Origin of the sequence: Mycobacterium sp. Aquia_213 (genome assembly GCF_026625985.1) — a bacterium.
Taxonomy (GTDB): domain Bacteria; phylum Actinomycetota; class Actinomycetes; order Mycobacteriales; family Mycobacteriaceae; genus Mycobacterium.
Map to the genome: position 1 here is coordinate 2,273,532 of NZ_CP113116.1, position 22,560 is coordinate 2,296,091.

20 protein-coding genes and 1 other RNA gene are annotated in these 22,560 nt (G+C 65.8%); 12 read left to right on the forward strand and 9 right to left on the reverse strand.

Annotated elements, in window-relative coordinates:
* Positions 1-45: 45 nt before the first annotated feature.
* Both LMQ14_RS10650 and LMQ14_RS10655 read right to left on the reverse strand, forming a co-directional pair.
* Entirely contained in the window at positions 46-240 is a 195-nt protein-coding gene (locus LMQ14_RS10650) for a ferredoxin (protein ID WP_267734702.1), read from the reverse strand.
* Positions 237-1,406, reverse strand: a complete 1,170-nt coding sequence (locus tag LMQ14_RS10655; RefSeq protein WP_267734703.1) for a cytochrome P450 — start codon at positions 1,404-1,406, stop codon at positions 237-239. The genes LMQ14_RS10650 and LMQ14_RS10655 overlap by 4 nt, the downstream gene beginning before the upstream one ends.
* Positions 1,407-1,546: 140 nt before the next feature.
* Between LMQ14_RS10655 and rnpB the strand changes: the two genes are divergently transcribed.
* An RNA gene (gene rnpB, locus LMQ14_RS10660) (RNase P RNA component class A) lies at positions 1,547-1,955 on the forward strand.
* Between the two features lie 8 nt (positions 1,956-1,963).
* Here the strand turns inward: rnpB and LMQ14_RS10665 are convergent.
* Positions 1,964-3,535: a CYTH and CHAD domain-containing protein gene (locus tag LMQ14_RS10665; RefSeq protein WP_267734704.1), complete on the reverse strand. Its 1,572-nt coding sequence runs from the start codon at positions 3,533-3,535 to the stop codon at positions 1,964-1,966.
* Between the two features lie 168 nt (positions 3,536-3,703).
* On the reverse strand, positions 3,704-3,949 hold the full coding sequence (locus LMQ14_RS10670; protein WP_267734705.1) for a hypothetical protein: 246 nt from the start codon (positions 3,947-3,949) through the stop codon (positions 3,704-3,706).
* Between the two features lie 142 nt (positions 3,950-4,091).
* Here LMQ14_RS10670 and LMQ14_RS10675 point away from each other — a divergent pair, with 142 nt between their 5' ends.
* Positions 4,092-4,451 (forward strand): heme-binding protein, encoded by a 360-nt coding sequence (locus LMQ14_RS10675; protein WP_267734706.1) that lies wholly within the window; start codon positions 4,092-4,094, stop codon positions 4,449-4,451.
* 1 nt (position 4,452) lies between these two features.
* On the opposite strand, the gene panB is transcribed toward LMQ14_RS10675, so the two are convergent.
* The gene (panB, locus tag LMQ14_RS10680; RefSeq protein ID WP_267734707.1) at positions 4,453-5,295 is read right to left on the reverse strand and encodes a 3-methyl-2-oxobutanoate hydroxymethyltransferase; all 843 of its coding nucleotides are present in this window, start codon (positions 5,293-5,295) and stop codon (positions 4,453-4,455) included.
* 221 nt (positions 5,296-5,516) lie between these two features.
* On the opposite strand from panB, the gene LMQ14_RS10685 reads away from it, so the two are divergent.
* Both LMQ14_RS10685 and LMQ14_RS10690 read left to right on the forward strand, forming a co-directional pair.
* Positions 5,517-7,073: an alpha/beta hydrolase gene (locus tag LMQ14_RS10685; RefSeq protein ID WP_267734708.1), complete on the forward strand. Its 1,557-nt coding sequence runs from the start codon at positions 5,517-5,519 to the stop codon at positions 7,071-7,073.
* Between the two features lie 94 nt (positions 7,074-7,167).
* A complete protein-coding gene (locus LMQ14_RS10690; protein WP_267734709.1) occupies positions 7,168-8,727 on the forward strand; it encodes an alpha/beta hydrolase in 1,560 nt (519 codons plus the stop codon).
* A gap of 13 nt (positions 8,728-8,740) precedes the next feature.
* Here LMQ14_RS10690 and LMQ14_RS10695 read toward each other — a convergent pair whose 3' ends face one another.
* On the reverse strand, positions 8,741-8,926 hold the full coding sequence (locus LMQ14_RS10695) for a hypothetical protein (protein ID WP_267734710.1): 186 nt from the start codon (positions 8,924-8,926) through the stop codon (positions 8,741-8,743).
* 141 nt (positions 8,927-9,067) lie between these two features.
* Positions 9,068-9,265 (reverse strand): hypothetical protein, encoded by a 198-nt coding sequence (locus LMQ14_RS10700; RefSeq protein ID WP_267734711.1) that lies wholly within the window; start codon positions 9,263-9,265, stop codon positions 9,068-9,070.
* 483 nt (positions 9,266-9,748) lie between these two features.
* Here LMQ14_RS10700 and glnA point away from each other — a divergent pair, with 483 nt between their 5' ends.
* Genes glnA through LMQ14_RS10735 form a run of 7 tightly spaced genes read left to right on the forward strand, consistent with a single transcriptional unit; the run spans position 9,749 to position 17,879 of the window.
* Positions 9,749-11,089 carry a type I glutamate--ammonia ligase gene (glnA, locus tag LMQ14_RS10705; protein WP_267734712.1) on the forward strand — a complete coding sequence of 447 codons (1,341 nt, stop codon included), beginning with the start codon at positions 9,749-9,751 and terminating at the stop codon, positions 11,087-11,089.
* Between the two features lie 51 nt (positions 11,090-11,140).
* Positions 11,141-14,125: a bifunctional [glutamine synthetase] adenylyltransferase/[glutamine synthetase]-adenylyl-L-tyrosine phosphorylase gene (locus LMQ14_RS10710; protein ID WP_267734713.1), complete on the forward strand. Its 2,985-nt coding sequence runs from the start codon at positions 11,141-11,143 to the stop codon at positions 14,123-14,125.
* Positions 14,122-14,766: a PaaI family thioesterase gene (locus LMQ14_RS10715; protein WP_267734714.1), complete on the forward strand. Its 645-nt coding sequence runs from the start codon at positions 14,122-14,124 to the stop codon at positions 14,764-14,766. Before LMQ14_RS10710 ends, LMQ14_RS10715 begins: the two co-directional genes overlap by 4 nt.
* Positions 14,763-15,623, forward strand: coding sequence for a TIGR03619 family F420-dependent LLM class oxidoreductase (locus tag LMQ14_RS10720; protein WP_267734715.1), 861 nt, complete (start codon positions 14,763-14,765; stop codon positions 15,621-15,623). Before LMQ14_RS10715 ends, LMQ14_RS10720 begins: the two co-directional genes overlap by 4 nt.
* A 25-nt stretch (positions 15,624-15,648) precedes the next feature.
* A complete protein-coding gene (locus LMQ14_RS10725) occupies positions 15,649-15,870 on the forward strand; it encodes a hypothetical protein (protein WP_267734716.1) in 222 nt (73 codons plus the stop codon).
* A gap of 32 nt (positions 15,871-15,902) precedes the next feature.
* Positions 15,903-16,406, forward strand: coding sequence for a hypothetical protein (locus LMQ14_RS10730; RefSeq protein WP_267734717.1), 504 nt, complete (start codon positions 15,903-15,905; stop codon positions 16,404-16,406).
* 21 nt (positions 16,407-16,427) lie between these two features.
* Positions 16,428-17,879 carry a hypothetical protein gene (locus LMQ14_RS10735; RefSeq protein WP_267734718.1) on the forward strand — a complete coding sequence of 484 codons (1,452 nt, stop codon included), beginning with the start codon at positions 16,428-16,430 and terminating at the stop codon, positions 17,877-17,879.
* Positions 17,880-17,943: 64 nt separating this feature from the next.
* Here the strand turns inward: LMQ14_RS10735 and LMQ14_RS10740 are convergent, their stop codons facing one another.
* Together LMQ14_RS10740 and LMQ14_RS10745 are read right to left on the reverse strand one after the other, a co-directional pair.
* Complete coding sequence (locus LMQ14_RS10740; RefSeq protein ID WP_267734719.1) at positions 17,944-19,494, reverse strand: sensor domain-containing protein; 1,551 nt, start codon at positions 19,492-19,494, stop codon at positions 17,944-17,946.
* A 54-nt stretch (positions 19,495-19,548) separates the two neighbouring features.
* Positions 19,549-20,958 (reverse strand): serine/threonine-protein kinase, encoded by a 1,410-nt coding sequence (locus tag LMQ14_RS10745; protein WP_267734720.1) that lies wholly within the window; start codon positions 20,956-20,958, stop codon positions 19,549-19,551.
* 162 nt (positions 20,959-21,120) lie between these two features.
* On the opposite strand from LMQ14_RS10745, the gene LMQ14_RS10750 reads away from it, so the two are divergent.
* Positions 21,121-22,518, forward strand: coding sequence for an FAD-binding oxidoreductase (locus LMQ14_RS10750; protein WP_267734721.1), 1,398 nt, complete (start codon positions 21,121-21,123; stop codon positions 22,516-22,518).
* Positions 22,519-22,560: the final 42 nt, after the last annotated feature.

Here is a 22,560-nt window from a genome sequence, read left to right on the forward strand (position 1 = left end):
CTACTTCGAAGGAACCCGAGGTGATGTCCAGTACGCTAGCAGGATTCAGCGCGACAATGCGATTGCCTGCTCCGGGCAGTTTCGCTCCCCGACGACGGCCTGCTCTTCCAGCTCATTCGAGACGTCTTCGACAAGCACCACACAGTGGCCGACGTCGTCGGCATCGAAGACCTCGGGTGCCAGGCTGTAACAGCGACCGTGGCCGGTGCACAGGTCTGGGTCGACGGCGACCTTGGTCATGACAGCGGGAATATCAGCGGCAGCGATTCCACCGATCTCAGCGCGGCCGTATAGATCAGCTCGGTGCCGGGCTTGATCTCGTAATCCGGTATGCGCCGGTGGAATTCACGCAGCGCCACCCGCAGCTCCATCCGGGCGAGGTGAGATCCGAGGCAGCGGTGCGGCCCGCCACCAAACGCGCGGTGCCGGTTCGGGTTGCGGTTGAAGTCCACCACATCGGGGTCGGGGAACTCGGCCGGGTCGGTGTTGGCCGCGCCGAGCAGCGGGCTGACGCGCTCGCCCTTGCTGATCGGGCACCCGCCCACCTCGACGTCTTGCATGGCGACCCGAACTACACCGGGAACCGGTGTCTCCCAACGTAATAACTCCTCGATGGCATGCGGCAGGACATCGGGCTCGGAGACCAGCTGATGACGATGGTCGGGGTGTCGGGCCAGGTAGACGAAGAAGCAGTCGAGTGAGTCGGTGACCGTGTCCAATCCTGCGATCAGGAACAGGAAACAAATGTCGAGCAGCTCTTCGCGCGACAGCGGTTGTCCGGCAACCTCGGCCGCGATCATCGACGACAGCACGTCGTCGCGTGGGCTGGCGATGTGGTCGTCGATGGCGCGGTCGAAGTAGTCGTAGATCTGTTGCGCGACGGGTGCCGAGCTCTCGTGGCGGCGGTCGAACCCGGAGTCGCCCTCCGGGCGGATCACGCCGTCCTTCCACTCCAGGAATTGGTCAAGGTCTTCGAGTGGTAGGCCGAGCAATTGGAGGAAAACGGTGCACGGCAGCGGCACCGCGAACTCCTCGTGGAAATCGCATTCACCGCGCCCGGCGAAGCGATCGATCATCTCGTTCACCAGTACGGCGACGCCGGGCTCACGCCGGGCCATCTCACGCGGGGTGAACAGCGGGTCGAGGATCCGGCGGTACTTCGCATGCTCGGGCGGATCGATTTGCAGCGGAATGAGCGGCCGGATGTTGCCCAGGTCGACCGCGTCCGTCGACGAGAACAGTTCGGTGTGCTTGAGCGCCATCTCGATATCGGCCAGGCGGCTGAGCACCACGACCGACTGTGGTGACCGGAACACCGGTGTCGATTCGCGCAGCGCCTTGTACATCGGCTGGGGCTCCGCGACGCCCGTTACCGCCTGGTCGACGTAAGCATCGGCTTCTGTCATGCGGTCAGCGTGGCACCAACTTCTTATTTAGGCAATGATGCGAAAAATTGAGCAATAGCCAGGCGTGGGTGATCGGGCGCCGACACCCCCGTCGTGCCGCTGGCCAGGAGATTGACCAGCGAGTACCGTGTTCGTGCGGACGAGTTGGCTGGGCGGCCGCGGCTCGTGCTCACGTGGCACCGAGTCGAGGAAAGTCCGGACTTCACAGAGCAGGGTGATTGCTAACAGCAATCCGAGGCGACTCGCGGGAAAGTGCCACAGAAAACAAACCGCCACCCTCGTGGTGGTAAGGGTGAAACGGTGCGGTAAGAGCGCACCAGCATCCCGGGTGACCGGGGTGGCTTGGCAAACCCCACCCGAAGCAAGGTCAAGAAGGCCGCACCGAAAGGTGCGGCCGCGCAGGCGATTGAGGGCTGCTCGCCGAGCCTGCGGGTAGGCCGCTTGAGGCACCCGGCAACGGTGTGTCCAGATGGATGGTCGCCGCCGTGCCGCCGTTGCTTACGCCGCGGCGGTGGGGAACAGAATCCGGCTTACAGGCCAACTCGCCCGCCCCTACGTCAGCGAGTTTTTTTGACCGACTTGTCGAGCTTGCGCAGCGCTTCGTCGAGCTGCTGACGGCAGCTCTCGGCCAGGTCGGACTCCTGTTGGTAGAGCAGACCGTAGGTGAAGGTGTCTTCGCCCGCGACGTGCGCGGCGTCGGCCTGCGCAACCAAGTGGTCCCGGCTGACCACGCTGTCTTGATGATCGCCGAGCAACGTCTGGATGACCTTGGCCTGCTTGGAGACGTCGTCGGCGCCGGTCGCCGCCGCGGTGTAGCGAAGTCGCTTGGCGCGCTTACGAATTACGTGAAGCGCCTCATCGCGATCGTGCTCTTCCTCGTCGTCATGCTGGTCCTCGTCGGCGGCGGACTCGACGTGCCCCTCGTGGGCGGCCTGGGCGGCCTCGTCTGCTTCGGCGGCGGCCTTGGCGGCCTTGCGCACCTTCTTGTAGGCGGCGTCGATGGTGACCGGTGGCGGTTGCTCGCCGGTCGCGGTGACCGGGCTTTCGGCCACGATCGAATCGAGCGCGTCGAGCAGCCGGAAGTAGCGCTGCGACCGCATCGCGATCAACGACCGCCGCAGACCCGACTGGTAGCGGCGTTTGGCGCCCTCGACCAGGCGTTCGCGCACCGGTCCACGCACCAGCTCCGGTGACAGCCGGTCCAGCTCTTGTTCGTAGCGCTGCGCGAGCACCTCGGCGTCGCGTGCCACACCCAAGACGGCGGCCAGCTCGCGCAGTTCGTCGAGGACCCAGGCGTGGGTGTCGTCGGACAATCCCGCCTGGGAGTCCTTCAGCAGGCTGCGGATCTTGCGGGTGGTGACCCGCATCTGGTGCACCGAGTCGAAGACGTCGGCGCGCACCGCGCGATCCCACTCCACCAGCTCGCCGACCTGCTCGGCGACCGCCCGCTGTACCGGATCCTCGGGTGGCTTGGTCCCGTTGGACGGCACCGTCGTCCCGAGCACCCGGGCAAGCTTGGACGCGTGACCTGCGGGTTCGCCGCCGGCGTCCAGCAGCCGGTTGCTCAACCGGCTCAGCAGCTCGGTATCGGAGGCTCCGCGTGATTCGTCGAGCTCGAGTTCCCACTCGCGCCACTCTTGGACGACGGGCTCCGCGTCCGGGTTATCGGTCGCATTCGCCGACCACGCGCGGACGTGGTCGTTGCTGAACTCCGCGAAAGGAGCGCCCTCGATGCCGTACAGCACCTGGCTTTCGCGTTGTGTCGTGATCCGGGCGACGGGTTTGATGGGCCGGTCGCGAACAATCGCCAGCACCACGTCCAGCAATTGGCTGGGCACGGTGTCGTCGTCCGCGGAGCCCAGGGGCGTGCGGATCTCGGTGCGGGCGTCGGGCCCGGCCGGCAACTTGAGGTGCCAGCCGGCGTCGTGGCCACCGGTGCGGCGACGCAGCGTGATCTTGTTGCGGGCAAGGTCCTGCGTCTGCGTGTCGAAGTACATCGCGTCCAGCGATTGCGTCGGCAACTTCTCCACCCGGGCCACCGTCGCGATGCCTTCGAACGACGGTGTGACCGTCGAGTCGGGGACGTCGAACTTGCGCTCCACCTCCAGATGGCGCGAGGGTTCTGGCATTTCTTTTCGGCTCCGTAAGGGGCGCGCCGACGCGGCATTACACGGTCATCGACGCTCGTAAATGGTTACCCATAGGGTGCCACACCTCGGTTGCCCGGCCGGCAGTGATCGTTGCTGCGGCGTGTCCGCCACCGCTGGCCTTGGAGAACCGATTTGGCCCGCGATCGACTACGGGGGCGGGGGAGGCGGCGGCGGAGGGTCTTCGGGCATCGGCGCGTATTCCGCCGGCGGCGGCACGTAGCGCTGGATGGCGTCGGCGACGTTGGCGCAACCGCTGACCGACACGCGCCGGCCGGCATTGACACAGACGGTGGCCTCGGCCTGCCCGGCCGATCCCGTCGCGACAACGATTCCGGGAATTGGGCTCATCGCCAACACTGCCAGCAGTGCCCCGATCCAGCGGCGCCGATTCATTTCGCAAGCATATCGACCCCGGTGGCCAACGCGGCGGGGTTTAGCTTCTTTGCCACATAAATCAATTTGGTCCATGGGATCGCCGAAACCGCTTATGGTTTGCGTGCCGGTACGTTTCGGAAACCTGATGGAGGAGCTACCGATGGTGTTTTTCGCACTCGCCACTTCTCGCGCGGTCGTCGGCGGAATTGCTGCCGGCGCCGTCAGCGGCGCAATGCTTTTCGCCGCCGTCGGCTCGGCTCAGGCCGACCCCGAGCCGGCGCCGAACTGCACGGCAGCCGATCTTGCCCAGGTTTCGTCGGGTGTCGCGGCGGCGACGTCGGTGTACCTGTTCAGCCATCCGGACGTCAATGCTTACTTCACTAGCTTAAAAGGCCAGCCGCGCAACGAGATTGGTGATCAGATCAAGCAGTACATGGACGCCAACCCGCAGGCGCACGCCGACCTCGAAGCAATTCGGCAGCCGCTCACCGATTTCAAGAATCGATGCCAAATGCAGTAGCTCAGAAGCAGTGTTCGTCGGCGGGGAAAACTCCGCCGGCCACTTCTTCCGCGTATTGGGTAGCGGCCCGGCGCAATTCATCGCCGACGTTCGCGAATCGCTTGACGAACCGCGCCGACTTGCCGCTGCTCATCCCGGCCATGTCCTGCCAGACCAACACCTGTGCGTCGCAGTTCGGGCCGGCGCCGATCCCGACGGTCGGGATGGTCAGCTTGCCGGTGATCTGGGTGGCCAGTTCGGCGGGCACCATCTCCATCACGACGGAGAACGCGCCGGCTTCGGCCACGGCGATCGCGTCGTGCACCGTTTGCTCCGCCGCGTCGCCGCGGCCTTGCACCTTGAAACCGCCCAGGCTGTTGACGCTTTGCGGTGTGAAGCCGATGTGGGCCATCACCGGGATGCCCGCCGCGCTCAGGCAGGCGATCTGCTCGGCCACCCGCTCACCGCCCTCGAGCTTGACCGCGTGGGCGCCGCCTTCCTTCATGAACCGGGTGGCGGTGGCCAGCGCGGCGGTGGGGCCGGCCTCGTAGCTGCCGAACGGCAGGTCGGCGACGACCAGGGCATGTGGCGCACCCCGCACGACGCCACGAACCAAGGGGATCAGCTCGTCGATCGAGATCGGCACCGTGGTGTCGTAGCCGTACACGACGTTGGCCGCCGAATCACCGACCAGCAGCACCGGGATACCGGCCTCGTCGAACACGCGGGCGGTCGAATAGTCGTAGGCCGTGAGCATGGCCCACTTGTGGCCTTCGGCCTTCATTTTCTGGAGATGATGCGTGCGGATTTTGGTCCGGGGCGCGCCAGACGCCGCGTTTGCACCGTAAATGTTCTGCTCAGACATCATTGTCCCTAAAGGGTGGTCGGGTCGATCCTCGTGGCCGCATAGGGTCCCCGGGTTCGTCTGACTTTTGCCATTCTGCCATCTCTGCCGCGCAGTTGGAACGTCGCACGAGTGTGAGACGTGCCATTGTGCGAATCGGTCTACCCGGAATAACCACTGGTAGCCGACCGGCGGTGGCCGCTCACGAAAGTCTCAGGTTGTCTCTGGCAGCATGTGTTGGCATGGGTCTGACTCGCCGCGACACGTTCGCGCGCACGCTTCTGGTCTCGACAGCGATTGCTGCCGTGGCGCTGGTACTGGGGGGCTGCGTGCGCGTTGTCGCCGGACACCCGCTGATGGCGGGGCCCAAATTGGGGCAGCCGGTGGAGTGGACGCCGTGTCGGGTCGCCAGTGGATCGGTGAAGCTGCCCGGCGGCGCCATGTGCGGCAAGCTCGCCGTGCCCGTCGACTACGACCACCCCGGCGGTGACGTCGCGACGCTGGGGATGATTCGTTTCCCGGCGACGGGGGACAAGCTCGGCTCGCTGCTGATCAACCCCGGCGGGCCCGGCGAATCCGGTATCGAGGCCGCGCTCGGCGTCGTTCAGACGCTGCCCAAGCGGGTCCGGGAGCGGTTCGACCTGGTCGGGTTCGACCCGCGCGGTGTGGGGTCGTCGCGCCCGGCTATCTGGTGTAACTCCGATGCAGACAACGACCGGCTGCGCACCGAGCCGAACGTCGACTACAGCCCGGCCGGCGTCGCGCACATGGAGGACGAGACCAAGCAGTTCATCGGTCGCTGCGTTGACAAGATGGGCAAGGATTTTCTGGCCAATGTCGGAACGGTCAACGTTGCCAGGGATTTGGACGCCATCCGTGCGGCCCTCGGTGACGACAAGCTGACCTACCTGGGCTACTCGTATGGCACCCGGATCGGGGCGGCCTACGCCGAGGCCTTCCCGCACAACGTGCGGGCGATGATCCTCGACGGCGCCGTCGACCCGAACGCCGATCCGATCGAAGCAGACCTGCGTCAGGCCAAGGGATTCCAAGACGCGTTCAACGGCTACGCCACCGATTGCGCCAAGCAGTCGAGCTGCCCGCTGGGCACCGATCCGTCCAAGGCCGTCGACGTCTATCACAGCCTGATCGACCCGATGGTCGACCCGAACAACCAAATGATCGGCAGGCCGATACCGACCAAGGACCCGCGCGGGTTGAGCTATAGCGATGCCGTCGTGGGCACGATCATGGCGCTGTATTCGCCGACGCTGTGGCATCACCTCACCGACGGGCTGAAGGAACTGACCGACAACCACGGCGACACCCTGCTTGCCCTGGCCGACATGTACATGCGCCGCGACCCGCACGGCCACTACACCAACGCCACTGACGCACGGGTTGCGATCAACTGCGTCGACCAGCCGCCAGTTACCGACCGCGCCAAGGTAATTGACGAAGATCGCCGCTCCCGCGAGATCGCCCCGTTCATGAGCTACGGCAAGTTCACCGGTGACGCGCCGCTGGGCACCTGCGCGTTCTGGCCGGTGCCGCCCACCAGCAAGCCGCACGCCGTCTCGGCGCCCGGCCTGGCCCCGACGGTCGTGGTGTCGACCACCCACGATCCGGCGACGCCGTACAAGGCCGGCGTCGATCTGGCGGGCCAGCTGCACGGCTCGCTGCTCACCTTCGACGGCACCCAGCACACGGTCGTCTTCCAGGGCGACAGCTGCATCGACGACTATGTGACGGCGTATCTGATCGGCGGCACCACGCCGCCGAGCGGCGCGAAGTGCTAGTCCAGCCGAACGCCGATTCGCCGCGGCGACGCACCGGGCCCGAGACCAAGGCGTGACCGAATCGCGCTGTCACGGGTACCGGAGGCTGCGACGATTGACAGCCATGTCGCGCCTGAGATCGCTGAGCTCGGCGCTGCTGTCGTTAGGCCTGCTGGTTGCCGTACAACCGGCACTGCCCATGGCCGGCGCAACGCCGGAACCCGGTGCCGGACAGACCCCGAACCCGGCCGCGCCGGCCGCGGTGTCGACGCCGACCTGGGGTAGTTGCAGCCAAGTTCTCACCGACAGCAGCGATGTTCCCACCGCACAGTGCACCACCGTGTCGGTCCCGATTGATTACAACAATCCCACTGGGGCACAAGCGAAGTTGGCGGTGATTCGGGTGCCGGCCACCGGCCAGCGGATCGGGTCGCTGTTGATCAATCCGGGCGGTCCCGGAGGGTCGGCCGTCGACATGGTGGCCGGGATGGCGCCCGATCTGCAGAACACCGACATCACCCGCCATTTCGACCTGGTCGGGTTCGACCCGCGCGGTGTGGGCCACTCCACCCCGTCGCTGCGCTGCCGCACCGATGCCGAGTTCGACGCGTACCGCACCGAACCGATGGTCGACTACAGCCCGGCGGGTGTGGCGCACATCGAGCAGATCTATCGGCAATTGGCGCAGGAATGCGTGAGCCGGATGGGCAAAGATTTCTTGGCCAACGCCGGTACCGCGTCCGTCGCGCGCGATATGGACACGGTGCGGCAGGCGCTGGGCGAGGAGCAGATCAATTACCTCGGCTATAGCTATGGCACCGAGCTGGGCACCGCGTACCTGGAACACTTCGCCGACCACGTGCGGGCGATGGTGCTCGACGGCGCCATCGACCCGACCGTCGACCCGATTCAGGAAAACATCAGCCAGACCGCGGGATTCCAAACCGCTTTCAACGACTACGCCGCGGACTGCGCGCGCTCGCCGGCGTGTCCGCTGGGCACCGACCCGACCCAGTTCGTCAACCGCTACCACGCACTGATCGACCCGCTCGTCGCCAAGCCGGGCCGTACCTCGGACCCGCGCGGCCTGAGTTACGCCGACGCGACCACCGGCACGATCAATGCGCTCTACACCCCGCAGCATTGGAAGTACCTGACCAGCGGTCTGCTCGGGTTGCAGCGCGGCTCCGACGCGGGCGACCTGCTGCTGCTCGCCGACGACTACCAGGGCCGCGACAAGCAGGGGCACTACGACAACGACCAGGATGCGTTCAACGGCGTCCGGTGTGTCGATGCGCCGGCCCCGACGGACCCGACGACCTGGATATCCGCCGATCAGCAGATTCGCCAGGCCGCGCCGTTCCTGAGCTACGGGCAGTTCACCGGGAACGCGCCCCGCGATCTGTGCGCGCTGTGGCCGGTGCCGGCGACGTCCGCGCCGCACACCGCTCCGGCGATGGCCCCCGGCAAGGTCGTAGTGGTCTCCACGACGCACGACCCGGCAACCCCGTATCAGGCGGGAGTGAGCTTGGCTCGCCAGCTAGGCGCCCCGTTGATCACCTTCGACGGGACCCAGCACACCGCGGTGTTCGGTGGGAACCAGTGCGTGGATGGCGCCGTCATGCGCTATTTCGTGACGGGCACCCCGCCGCCGGCGTTGCACTGCCAGCCCTGAGCCGACCTACGGCTCAGCGGACGTGAGCGTCTTGAATGCCCCGATTGATGCGATCTTCGAGAGTGAGGCCGTGCTCCGGGCCGAGCACCTGGCAGCTGCAGGTGAGCTGACTGAACGCCGGGTCGGCGCCGGCCGGCGCGGCCAGCCCCATAGCGACGCCGATCATGATGGCGCCACCCGCCAAGACTTTGCTGATCATTCCTAGCCTCTCTGATTCCGGGCGTACCTGCCCTGGTTAGCCAAGTTGACAGCTGCTGGCGCGGCGGACAAGCGCGACTTCCCGGCGCAGGCCGGATTCATACGAATCGGCCCGCGCTGACAGATACCCGGCCCCGGAGTTTCACCGGGTGAAAGCGTCGTGCAGACCCTGGTTGATCCGGTCGTCGGTCGTCTGACCGGGGGCCGGGGGCGGGGTCTGGCAGCTGCAGCTGAGGACGTTGAACGCGGGGTCGGCCATGACGGGTGCGGCTTGGCTTGCGGTTTGCCCCATGGCGACACCGAGGCCGATAGCTCCGACGGCGAGAAGTTTGGCGATCACTTTCAGTACCTCCTGGTAATGCGTCTTACCTGTGTAACCACTTTAACAGGTTACTTATTGCAGACCGAGAACGGTAACCGTACGAGTCGGTTACGGGGTTTGGTGCGGCTACGCGGCGAGGACGGGTAGCCCGTTGTTGCTCACTGCGCACGACGGTACGGATCGGTCGCTGAACCAGCGCTGAGAAAACATCGGAATTCGGCCTGTAGCAGCCTTTGTGCGTACCGCATCGATCCTCACCACTAGTTCTGGGGCTGTTGACGGCATTTGCTGCGCGGGGTCGGCAACGTTCCTGGCCCCGCTCGCCCGATCCCGGCACGAACGATTGCCGGGCGGATGCACCGACACACCGAGGCGTCCCAGAACGGCGCGCACCGGCAGGGCGGCGAACGGGGCTGTTTGCGCTGGTGGCTGTAACAGGAGTGCCGAGCACTAAGCACCCGTGTAACACCGAATTAACAGCAATTGCCTACTGTTCGTCCTATGGATCGACAGAAGGAATTCGTCCTCCGCACCCTGGAGGAACGGGACATTCGCTTCGTCCGGCTCTGGTTCACGGACGTGCTCGGTTACCTCAAGTCGGTCGCCATCGCCCCGGCCGAACTCGAGGGCGCTTTCGAGGAGGGCATCGGCTTCGACGGATCCTCGATCGAGGGCTTCTCCCGGGTCTCGGAATCCGACACCGTGGCCAACCCCGACCCGTCGACCTTCCAAGTGCTGCCCTGGGCCACGCCCAGCGGCCACCACCATTCGGCGCGAATGTTCTGCGACATCACCATGCCCGACGGCTCGCCGTCCTGGGCCGATCCGCGGCACGTGCTGCGCCGTCAGCTGCAGAAGGCCAACGACCTCGGTTTCTCCTGCTACGTGCACCCCGAAATCGAATTCTTCCTGCTCAAGCCCGGCCCCAACGACGGAACGCCGCCGATACCCGTCGACAACGCCGGCTATTTCGACCAGGCGATCCACGACTCCGCGTCCAACTTCCGCCGGCACGCCATCGAGGCGCTCGAATTCATGGGCATCTCGGTGGAGTTCAGCCACCACGAGGGCGCGCCCGGCCAGCAAGAGATCGACCTGCGTTTCGCCGACGCGCTGTCGATGGCCGACAACGTGATGACGTTCCGCTACGTCATTAAAGAAGTCGCGATTGAAAATGGTGCGCGGGCGTCGTTCATGCCCAAGCCATTCGGCGAACACCCGGGCTCGGCTATGCACACCCACATGAGCCTGTTCGAGGGCGACGTCAATGCCTTCCACAGCCCCGACGACCCGCTGCAGCTCTCCGATGTGGGCAAGTCGTTCATCGCCGGGATCCTCGAGCATGCGTCCGAGATCAGCGCGGTCACCAACCAATGGGTCAACTCCTACAAGCGCCTGGTGCACGGTGGCGAGGCGCCCACCGCGGCGTCGTGGGGTGCGGCCAACCGGTCCGCCCTGGTGCGGGTGCCGATGTACACCCCGCACAAGACGTCGTCGCGGCGCATCGAGGTCCGCAGTCCCGACTCGGCGTGCAACCCCTATCTGGCGTTTGCCGTGCTGCTGGCCGCCGGCCTGCGCGGGGTGGAAAAAGGCTACGTGCTGGGGCCGCAGGCCGAGGACAACGTATGGGACCTCACTCCCGAAGAGCGCCGCACGATGGGCTACCGCGAGCTGCCCACCAGCCTCGACAGTGCGCTGCACGCGATGGAAGCCTCCGAGCTCGTCGCGGAAACGTTGGGGGAGCACGTCTTTGACTTCTTCCTGCGCAACAAGCGCACGGAGTGGGCGAACTACCGCAGCCATGTCACCCCCTTCGAGCTGAGCACCTACCTGTCGCTCTGACTCACATGGGCCGCCGGTTGGTCTGCTAGATCGGCGGGTTGCGCTACCGTTTTGGTCGTGACCCGACCCACGACTGAGCGCCCCAAGCTGCCCAGCGTCGGCCGGCTCGGATTGATCGACCCGCCCGCGAGTCAGCGTCTGGCGCAACTGGGCTGGACAGCCCACGACGACAAGGCGCACGTCGACCTGTTGTGGGCGTTGTCGCGTGCACCTGATCCGGACGCCGCGCTGCGGGCCCTGGTCCGGCTCGCCGAGAACCCGGACACCGGGTGGGACGAGCTCAACGCCGCGCTGCTCAACGAACATGCCTTGCGCGGGCGACTGTTCTCGGTGCTGGGTTCGTCGCTGACCCTCGGCGACCATCTGGTGGCCAACCCGCGGTCGTGGAAGCTGCTGCGGGGCAAGGTCAAACTGCCGACGCGCGACGAGCTGCACGAAGCATTCACCGAGTGCGTCAACGACGCGCTGGCCGAGCCGAATTCGGTGGTGCCCCGACTGTGCACCCTGTATCGCGACCACCTGCTGGTGCTGGCCGCGCTCGACCTGGCCGCGACGGTCGAGGACGAGCCGGTGGTGCCTTTCACCGTGGTCGGCGCCCAGCTGTCCGATACCGCCGACGCCGTGCTGGCGGCCTCGCTGCGGGCGGCCGAGGCAACCGTGTGTGGCGACCGGACGCCGCCGCGGCTGGCGGTCATCGCGATGGGCAAATGCGGTGCCCGCGAATTGAACTACGTCAGCGACGTCGACATCATCTTCGTCGCCGAGCAGGCCGACTCGCTGTCCACCCGGGTGGCCACCGAGATGATGCGGGTGGCTTCGACGGCGTGCTTCCAAGTGGATGCCGGGCTGCGGCCGGAGGGACGCAGCGGCGAGTTGGTCCGCACGGTCGAATCGCACGTCGCCTACTACAAGCGCTGGGCGAAAACGTGGGAGTTCCAGGCGTTGCTGAAAGCCCGCGCCGCGGTCGGCGATGCGGAACTCGGCAAGCGCTATCTCGACGAGTTGATGCCCATGGTCTGGATCGCCTGCGAGCGTGAGGACTTCGTGGGCGAAGTGCAGGCCATGCGGCGCCGCGTGGAGCAGCTGGTGCCTTCCGAGGTTCGCGCGCGCGAGCTCAAGCTCGGCAGCGGCGGTTTGCGTGATGTTGAGTTCGCCGTGCAGCTGCTGCAGTTGGTGCACGGCCGCGGCGACGAATCCCTGCACGTGGCCTCCACGGTCGATGCGCTGGCCGCCCTGGGCGAGGGCGGCTACGTCGGCCGCGAGGACGCCGCGAACCTGACCGCCTCGTATGAGTTTCTGCGATTGCTCGAGCACCGGCTGCAGCTGCAGCGGCTCAAGCGCACCCATCTGTTGCCGGAGGTCGACGACGAGGAGGCGGTGCGCTGGCTGGCGCGCGCGGCCCACATCCGTCCGGACGGCCGCCACGATGCGGCCGGGGTGCTGCGCGAGGAGCTCAAGCACCAGAACGTGCGGGTGTCTCAGCTGCACGCCAAGCTCTTCTACCAGCCGCTGCTGGAGTCGATCGGGCCGTCGGGCCTGGAGATCTCGCACGGCATGACGTCGGAAGCCGCGGAGCGGCAGTTGGCCGCGCTGGGCTACGAAGGGCCGCAGACCGCGCTGAATCACATGTCGGCGTTGGTCAACCAGAGCGGCCGCCGCGGCCGGGTGCAGTCCGTGCTGCTGCCCCGGCTGCTGAACTGGATGTCGTACACGCCGGATCCGGACGCCGGGTTGCTGTACTACCGCCGCCTGTCCGAGGCGCTGGCCTCGGAAACCTGGTACCTGTCCACGCTGCGCGACAAGCCCGCGGTGGCCAGGCGGCTGATGAACGTGCTGGGTACCTCCGCGTACGTGCCGGACCTGTTGATGCGCGCACCCAGGGTGATTCAGGACTACGGCGACGGCCCGGCGGGCCCGAAACTGCTCGAGACCGAGCCCGCCGTGGTGGCTCGCGCGCTGGTCGCGTCGGCGGCCCGGCATGCCGACCCGGTGCGGGCCATCGCCGGTGCCCGGACGCTGCGCCGCCGCGAGCTGGCCCGGATCGGTTCCGCCGATCTGCTCGGCATGCTCGAGGTGCGCGACGTGTGCAAGGCGCTCACGTCGGTGTGGGTGGCCGTGCTGCAGTCGGCGCTGGACGCGCTGACCCGGGCCAACCTCCCCGAAGACGGAAAAGCGCCCGCGGTCATCGCGGTAATCGGCATGGGCAGGTTGGGCGGCGCCGAACTGGGCTACGGGTCCGACGCCGACGTGATGTTCGTCTGCGAACCGGCCGTTGGTGTTGAAGATTCGGCCGCGGTCAAATGGGCGACGACGATCGCGGAGCAGGTTCGCACCCTGTTGGGAACGCCCAGTGTCGACCCGCCACTGGAAGTCGACGCGAACCTGCGACCCGAGGGCCGCAGCGGCGCGCTGGTCCGCACCTTGGGCTCCTATACCGCCTACTACGAGCAGTGGGCACAGCCCTGGGAGATCCAGGCACTGCTGCGTGCGCACGCGGTCGCCGGTGACGCGGAATTGGGTCAGCGGTTCTTGCTGATGGCCGACAAGACGCGCTACCCGGCCGACGGTGTGTCCGCCGAGGCGGTGCACGAGATCCGCCGGATGAAGGCCCGGGTCGAGTCCGAACGGTTGCCACGCGGCGCCGACCCCAACACCCATACCAAGCTGGGGCGCGGGGGACTGGCCGACATCGAATGGACGGTGCAGCTGTTGCAACTGCAGCATGCGCACGAGATCCCCGCGTTGCACAACACCTCGACGCTGGAATCGCTCGACGTGATCGCCGATACGGGGCTGGTCCCCGCGGACGAGGTGGACTTGCTGCGCCTGGCCTGGCTGACCGCTACGCGGGCACGCAACGCGCTAGTGCTGGTCCGCGGCAAGCCGACCGACCAGCTACCGGGTCCTGGACGTCAGCTCAATGCGGTCGCGGTTGCCGCGGGCTGGCACAACGACGATGGAAGTGAGTTCTTGGACAACTATCTGCGGGTAACGCGGCGTGCAAAAGCAGTGGTGCGCAAGGTGTTCGGGAGTTGAGTCAGGGAGCCGGCGCGTTCGATGCGATGTTCGAGGTGCTCAGCACCGCAGAGGCCGATCGGGTGACGGGTCTCTACGCTCCGTTGGCCGACGCGGTGCGCGGACTCATCGATGCCACCATCCGGACCGAGGTCGACGACGACGTCGTCGCTCACGCGCGCGCCGAGATCGAGGCAGCCACCCAGCTGCTGCGCCAACGGACCCGGCCGGTCGGCGTGAGCTTTCGCGTCGATGGCCGTCCATTGCCGTTGGGTAATGCCGTCGTCGGGGTGAGCAATCCGATCGCCCCACCGCTCGTTGTCCAGCACGATGGCGACGGGCGCTGCCACAGCGATTTTGTCCTGGGATGCGCCTACGAGGGCCCGCCCGGGCTGGTGCACGGTGGCGTCAGCGCACTGGTGCTCGACCATATGCTCGGCGAGGCGGCCAGCGACGGATTGTCCAAGGCGCGTTTCACCGGAACCATCAGCGTGAAGTACCTGCGCGGCACACCGTTGGGCCCGCTACGTTGCGATGCCTGGATCGACCGCTCGGAGGGCGTCAAAGTCTTTGCGCGGGGCACTATTTCGGATGCGGAAGGGGTGACGGTGGAGGCAGAAGGCATCTTCATCGAACCGGCATGGGCGCGGGACGGCCAATGAAGTTCTACATCAGCAGCGCGTTCCTGAACACCAGGGAGATCATCGAGATCGCCAAGGCCGCCGACGAACTCGGCTACGACGGCATCGGCATCCCCGATCATGTGGTGAACTTGGAGACTCTCGATACGCCGTACCCGTACACCAAAGACGGGGAACGACGCTGGCAGCCATTCACCGACTGGCCCGACCCCTGGGTGCTGGCCGGCGCCCTGGCCCAGGTCACCACCCGGCTGCGCTTCGTCACCACGGTCTACATTCCCGCGATGCGCAATCCCTACTCGGCGGCCAAAGCCATTGGCACTGCGGCGGTTTTGGCGTCCGGACGCATCGAGCTCGGTATCGGCGTCGGCTGGTGCCGCGAGGAATTCGCGCTGATGACCGAACAGTTCGACGCCCGCGGCAAGCGCACCGACGAGATGATCGAGTTGATGCGGGCGCTGTGGGCGCCCGGCTGGACGGAGTTCGACGGCGACTTCTACACGACGCCGCGGCTGGAGATGCAACCGACGCCGCCGCCGATACCCGTCTACGCCGGCGGGCTCAGTGACGCTGCGTTGCGCCGCGCTGCGCGTAACGACGGCTGGATCGGCGACCTGATCAAGTCCGAACACGCCATCGAGGCGGTGGGCAAGCTGCGTGAACTCCGCGCTCAAAAGGGTTTGACCATGGACGATTTCACCATCCTGACACCGCTGACCGATGCCTTCACCACCGCCGACTACCAACGCGTCGCCGATGCCGGCATCACCGGCATCATCACGATGCCGTGGATGTTCTACTCCGGGCCCGACGCCACGCTCGACGACAAGATCGACGGCATGCAGCGCTTCCGCAAGGATCTCGCGCTAGACGGCTAGACGGGTCGCGGCCATACTCGAACGCATGCCCTTCACGGTTGTGTTCAGCAGTGGCGAACCGCGCGACTATGGCGCATTCGACAAGTACGAAGTCACGGATGCGGGCGTGTTGATCATCGACATGCATCGCGAGGACGTCAACCGGCACTACATCGCTCCAGGGAGTTGGCTGGAGGTTGTCGATATGGCCGACGCGCAGCCCGCCGGCGCCTCGCGCGGGATCCTGGGCGTCAGACCGACACGCTAAGCGGCCTCGCAGGTCGTGCCCAGGGAGGGAACATGAGACATCACACGTATGTCGCGGCGGCCGTCGCGATGACCATCGGTGTGGTCGCCGCGGCCTGCAGCAGTTCGCCGAATCCGAGCAGCGCGTCGGGCACCGGTACGACGAGTGCCAAGGCGGTGACGACCACAGTGTCGCAGGCCACGACGACGTCGAGCGCTAGTACGGACCTGCGCTCGCTGATTCCCACGCCGTCCGGCACGCAGCGGACCGACGGTCCCGATTCCATCGCGGACAACGGCATCCACTTGCACTTCCTTGTCAACGGATCGCCGGGCGATGTGATGTCCGGCTACAAGACCGCGCTGGAAGGCGCGAGCTGGGTAGTGACCGTCGAGAGCTCGGGCGGCGGTCGCGGAGGCGGCGGCTCGACCTTTACCGGAACCAACGGCAGCACCTACGGTGTGTTCTCCGGCGGAGGCTACGGCGCCACGACCGACGTCGACGCGTGCGCGTGGCCGGCTAAGCCGGCCAACCCGGACTGCGGTCACCACCAATAACGAACTAAGTGCAGGAGAATCGTGACACAACGAGGCCGGGGCTTTGCTCTGATCCCGATCAGCTTGGCGCTGGCTTTGCTGTTCGCGCCGTCCGCCGTGGCCGACACCTACACGGATCAGGTGGTGGCGCGCTTCGACGCCCAGACGCATGTGGTGGCGGACTCGGCGGGCAGGCCGCCGCTGCAGAATGCCGGCCAGGTCAACCAGCAGATCCTGACCACCCGTTGGGCGTGGAGCAGTGCACCACCGCTTTGGGTGGCGGCGGTTGCGCCCGACCAGACCGGTGTGACCACACCGGACGCCATCCACGACGTCATCCTGGGTCGCAATCCCGAGTTCAGTGGCGTCATCTTGGTGATCGACGCCAAGGGCTACCACGTGCGCGCCTATAACGTGCCGAAGCCCGTTGCCGACAACGTCGACCCCCTGCTGAGTCAGTCGGCCAGAGATCACCGCAATGATCCCTTCGCTGCGACCAGAGAGTTCGTCGGGAAGCTTGCCAACCTCAATGCGGCATCCGGTTCAAGCGTCACCACTTCTCCCGTTTCGAGCCAAAAGCACACCAGCTGGGCGTGGCTGTGGACGATGCTGATCGTCATCGGCGTTGTGCTGGCGTTGGTGGGTCTGATCGTGTTCGCCGTGAGCCGAAATAGTAAGCGCCGCAGGGACGCCGAGGCTAAAGACCAAATAAAGCAGGAGTTGATCAACGCTGAATCCGGCGTCACCGATATCAACAATGCGGTGGTCACCGGCAGCGATGTCGACGTCAGTGCCGAGGCGACGAAGGCGAATTCCAGCCTCTACGAGGCGCGTAACGCTTACCAGTCCGGTGACTACTCCGCGGCGCGGGCGCACCTGCGGGTCGTGCAGGCGACGGTGGCCAGGGCCTACCAGAAGCTGTACCCGGATGCCAAACCCGATGTGAATGCCGTGAATTCGGTCCCCGTGGCGGACCGCAAGCAGGCGAGCGTGCAGACGACCGACCCGGAAACCGGTCAGAGCGTGACGATCAACAACAACAACTACAGCACCTCGCCGCAGCCGGGATACCAGCACTACTACGGCGGCGGCTACTACAACGGGATGTTCTTCTATCCGGGCTTTTATCCTTACGCGTTCTGGGGGCCGGGCTGGGGTTGGGGGCTCACCGATGTGCTCCTGATGGATGCGCTGCTGGACGACCATTGGGGCGGCAGCTACGAGCGAGGCTTCGAGGCGGGTCGCGACTCGGCATGGACCGATACCGGCTACGGCGGCGGCCAGAACGTTGACTACGACAGCCAGCAGGGAAACGTCGGGTTCGACGGAAGCTACCAAGGCTCGGGCGATTCCTACTCCGGCGGCGACGTCAGTTTCGCCGGTGGTAGTGACAGCGGGGGTTACGACTCCGGTGGCAGCTTTGACTTCGGCGGCGGATTCGATTCGGGTGGTGGCGGATTCGACTCTGGCGGCGGAGGAGACTCCGGATTCTGAGCGTTGACGTGTATGCACGCGGGGCTCGATACTCCTTCTGGGACAGCCAGTGTCAAAGCCCGTATCATTGCTTGACGTTGTTGGCCATCTGATCGGCGATCTGGACGCCTCGGTTCTGGACGGCGGGGGCGCAGGCCACCACGTCGAGGACAACACTGGACACCGCGCTGAGCACGCGCTGGCATCGACTGGTGCCATCTTTACGGGTGCGCTCCAGCGTAATCTTGGGGGCGGCCCCGGCAGGGTTCCCGAAATTCCAGTGAGCCGTGCCGGCGGAGGCGGTCACCGTCACGGCTGAGCCGGCGCACGCCTTCCAATTGTCCGCCGATGCCGCCACAAAGGCGTTGGCCGCGTCAGCGGTCGGGAAACTCACCGCGGCCTCGTAGACTCGATAATCGCTGCCGGCATGCAACAACTGGCCGCGCACCCCGGTGAAGCCGCTGCCCGCGTAGGCCGGATCCTGGGTGGGATAAAACGCGTTGAGGCAGTTCGGGTTTGACAGTTGCCATTCCGGGGCCATTTGCTGCGTCTGATTGTCGATGTCCAGACTTGGTACCCCCACGATCGTGGCGACTTCCGGCGCGCCGAGGAGGACAGAGTCCAGGGGGTTGGGCTGTGTCGGCGCGGGGACCACGCCGCCCGGCACGGCGGAGCCGGGCTGTGTCGGTGCCGGTTGCGCGGCTCTCGGCGTCGCCGACGGCTTCCTTCCAGAGCCCTGGGTAACGAGCACAATTGCCACGACGATCGCGACGACGACCGCGGCTGCGGCCCCGCCGATGATGACCAGTCGCTTGCGGGAATCCTGGGTGGCGCTTGCGCTGCGGGGCGGTGTCGATGAAACTCCCTGTGCTGCAGGCAAAGTAGCCCCATTCGGACTGCTGTCGCGTGGGCCGGTCGTATTGGGTTGGGTAGCGATCATCGACGCTTCGACGGTCGCCGATGCATCCGCCGGGGAGTCGGAAGGCTCGATCGAAGCCAGCACGTTGTCGATGTCGTTACGCGTACGGTAAGTAACGTCGTGCCGCATACGCATCATGCGCAGCAGTTGGGCGATATCGCTGCGGGCGCTGGGGTCGTCGCCGTCCTCGTCGAGTCCGGATCTCAGTTCGACCAAGAGTTGCAGCTGCTGCTGCGGGCTCAGCTCCTTTTCGGTGAGCTGGTTGCCCAACCGCGTGATGTAGCCGAACGGCACCGGCGGCTCGTCGGGCAGCGGGTCGGGCAGCGGTTGGGGTTTATTGACGAGCGAGTGGACGGCGGTGACCAATTGAATGCTGGCGTCGACCGTCGGGTCCCGGTAGTCGATGATCTGCAGCGCGGCAAGGGGATTGACACGCATGCTGCCGATGTCACCAATCCGAACGGGAAGGATCGGCCGGTTCAAGGCCTGCGCGTAACGCAGCTCGGACTGGCTGGGCTTGGACTGTAACCAGTTACTGGACAGTGCCACAACGAACACCTCGCAGGCGCGGATCTGTTCCAGGATCTGGGCCCACCAGGAATCGCCGCCGCCGAGCTCTTGGTCTAACCAAACCTGTTGATGGGCCCGCCGAAGAGTTGCCGCCAGTTCGTCGACTGGTGACCGATCCTGGCTCGAGTAGCTCATGAACAAAGTCATTGCGGTTTCCTCAAGATACGACTGAATTCGGTGTTGTTGGTGAAAGTCAGTGGATCATTGATATTGGGCAGCCCACCATTGGTATACGTTGTCGAGGCTGGCATTTGGTGGCTGCCCTCGTGCGTCACCGGTGACCAGTTGGGATTGAATCGTCCAGATCACTTCGAACCCGTCACTGACGAGGCACCCCACCTGACCCTCTGTGTGCTGGGCCGAAGGACGTTGCCAGGGTTGGGGCGACGAGGCCGCTCCCGGGCACGGCACAAAGTTGAGGTTATTGAAGGCGCTGTTCTGCGTGGCTTGGTCCGGAAATAGGTGATACACCAACTCCAGATAGCCGTTGCCACTTATCGCCGTCGGGCAATGTACAGCCGCCAGCGACCCGGGGTGGGCCGGCGCAACGGGTACGCAACCTTCGCTGTTGGGCACCATAGCCAGCAATCGCGATACGGGGTTGCCGGCGGGCGCTGTCCCCGTACCGCGGGCCGGCGAAACTCGCGATGACGACGCGACTCCACCGCCCGACGATGACGTCGTTCCGATGACGATGACCACGACGACGGCCGCGACGGCGAGCAGGCCGACCGCTGTGAGGACGAGCTTGGATCCGGCGTCTGCGGAAGTCTGCGGCGAGGCAGCCTCGCGTGGACCCGAGGTGGTCAGCGCGGCGCGCGCGGCGTGGGCGAGGTCTTTGGCTGTCGCATACCGCTGGTCGGGATCTTTGGCCATGCCGGTGGCGACGACGGCGTCCATCGCTTCCGGCACTCCCGGTTGCAGCGCGGATGGCCGAGGCGGAGGTGAGGTCAGGTGCCCGACGAGCTGTTGTTCGAGGCTTTCACCCGGGTAGGGGCGTTGGCCGGTCAGCGCTTCATGCAGTACGCAGGCCAGGGCGTAGATATCAGCGCGGGCGTCGGCATGCCCTGCGTTGAGCCGCTCAGGGGACATGTAAGCCGCCGTACCCATCGTCGCGCCGGTGACGGTCATGCTGGATTCCCCAGCGGCTCGGGCAATTCCGAAGTCGATCAGATAGGCGAAGTCGTCTTCGGCAACCAAGATGTTGGACGGTTTGACGTCGCGGTGCACAAGCCCAATTTCGTGCGCGGCGTGCAGCGCTGAGGCGATCTGTTCGATGATCCCGACTGCGCGGGCTGGCGGTAACGGACCGTCGTTAAGGAGGTCGCGTAGGTCGCGGCCACGGATCAGCCGCATGGTCACATAGAGGCGGCCGTCGACCTCACCAAAGTCGTATATCGGGACCACATGGGGTTCATCGAGCCGGGCGGCTGACCGCGCTTCGCGGCGGAACCGCTCTTGGAACGCCTGATCGTTGGCAAAGCTCGGCACCAACACTTTCAGTGCCACAACGCGGTTCATCTCCGGGTCGTAGGCGCGCCACACCTCGCCCATGCCGCCGCGGCCCAGTAACTCGGTCAGCCTGTAGCGGCCGAACGGCGTTCCGTCCACTGCTCCCCTTCCGACGTCATCGACGATCAGGGATAACGCGACCTTAAGCTCTGTTCTCCGCGCTCGCTGCATTTCGGCAGAGTCGGTGCGAGCGCGGCGATCACAAATCGGTATAGTAATACCGTATATACATACCGGTACTGAGAGTGGGAGGGACTGGCGATGGAATCGTGGCGTGACAATCTATCGGAGCTTCGGAGCGTTGTGCACGGCCCCGTCCTCACGGCTGACGACCCGGGTTACGACGGCGAGGTGGCGGTGTTCAATATGGCGGTGCGGCACCGGCCCGCGCTTGTGGTCGGCGCTGCCGGCGCCGCGGACGTATCCGAGGCGGTGAGGTTCGCCGCACGCAACGGCCTGAACATCGCCGTTCTGAATACCGGTCACGGGCCGACCGCGTCGGCCGAGGCGGACACGTTGATGATCACGATGGGACGGATGTCAGGAATCACCATTGACGCTGAAAAGCATTGGGCACGAATCGATGCCGGAGTTCGTTTCGGTCAGCTGGTCGACGCCGCCGCGCCGTACGGGCTGGCTCCGCTGCCCGGTTCCTCACCCGGGGTTGGCGTCGTCGGCTATACGCTGGCCGGCGGGGCAAGTTCGACGATGGGGCGTAAGTACGGCTGGGCCGCCGATCATGTCACCGCCATCGACGTGGTGACCGCGGATGGTGAATTACGTTGTGTGTCAGCCGAATCAGAATCGGATTTGTTCAGCGCCTTGCTGGGCGGGAAGAGCAACTTCGGTGTCGTCGTTGCGATGGAGTTCACACTCTTCCCGGTGACGTCGTTGTATGCCGGTGCGCTCTTTTACTCCGGTCGGCACACCCGGCAAGTGCTGGAGGCCTACCGAGACCTCACCGCGTCCGCGCCCGACGAGTTGACGACCGGATTCGCGCTGCTGAATCTGCCACCGCTGCCCGGGCTTCCGCCATTCATGAAGGGGCAGTTGACTGTATCGGTCCGGGTCTCGTATGTCGGTGACGCGCAGGTCGGCTCCGGTCTGATCGATCCGCTGCGCCAAGCGGCCCCCGTGCTGGCCGACAGCGTGGCCAGCATCCCGTACACCCAGTTCGCCTCCATCAGCAACGATCCGACCGATCCCGCGCCCGCCGTCGAGCATTTCGGGCTGCTTCGCGAACTGACCGATGACACCATTGACACAATCGTCGACGTGGTCGGGCCCGATTCCGGTAGCGCGATCAACATCGTCGACATCCGGCATCTGCAAGGAGCTTTCAGCAAGCCGCCGCCCTTCCCTAACGCGGTCGGCGCGCGCGACGCGGCGTATGCCATGTTCGGTCTGACGGTCGTGCCGCCCGGCCAAGAGGTGGCCGACTACCGCGACTCCGGCCGGGAACTCCTTGGGGCACTGCGTCCGTGGCTGCACGACATGACCAACCCAAGCTTCGTGGGTCCCGCCGACACGCTCGACGATCGCATCAGGCGGGTCTATCACCCCGAGGTCTACGACAAATTGCAGACGGTCAAGGAGCACTACGACCCGCACAACAGATTCCGGCTCAACCACAACATCCCGCCGCGGTTCGCCGCATGACGCGCGGCGGCGCGCCCGGCTTGTGTGGGAGCGGTATTTCCG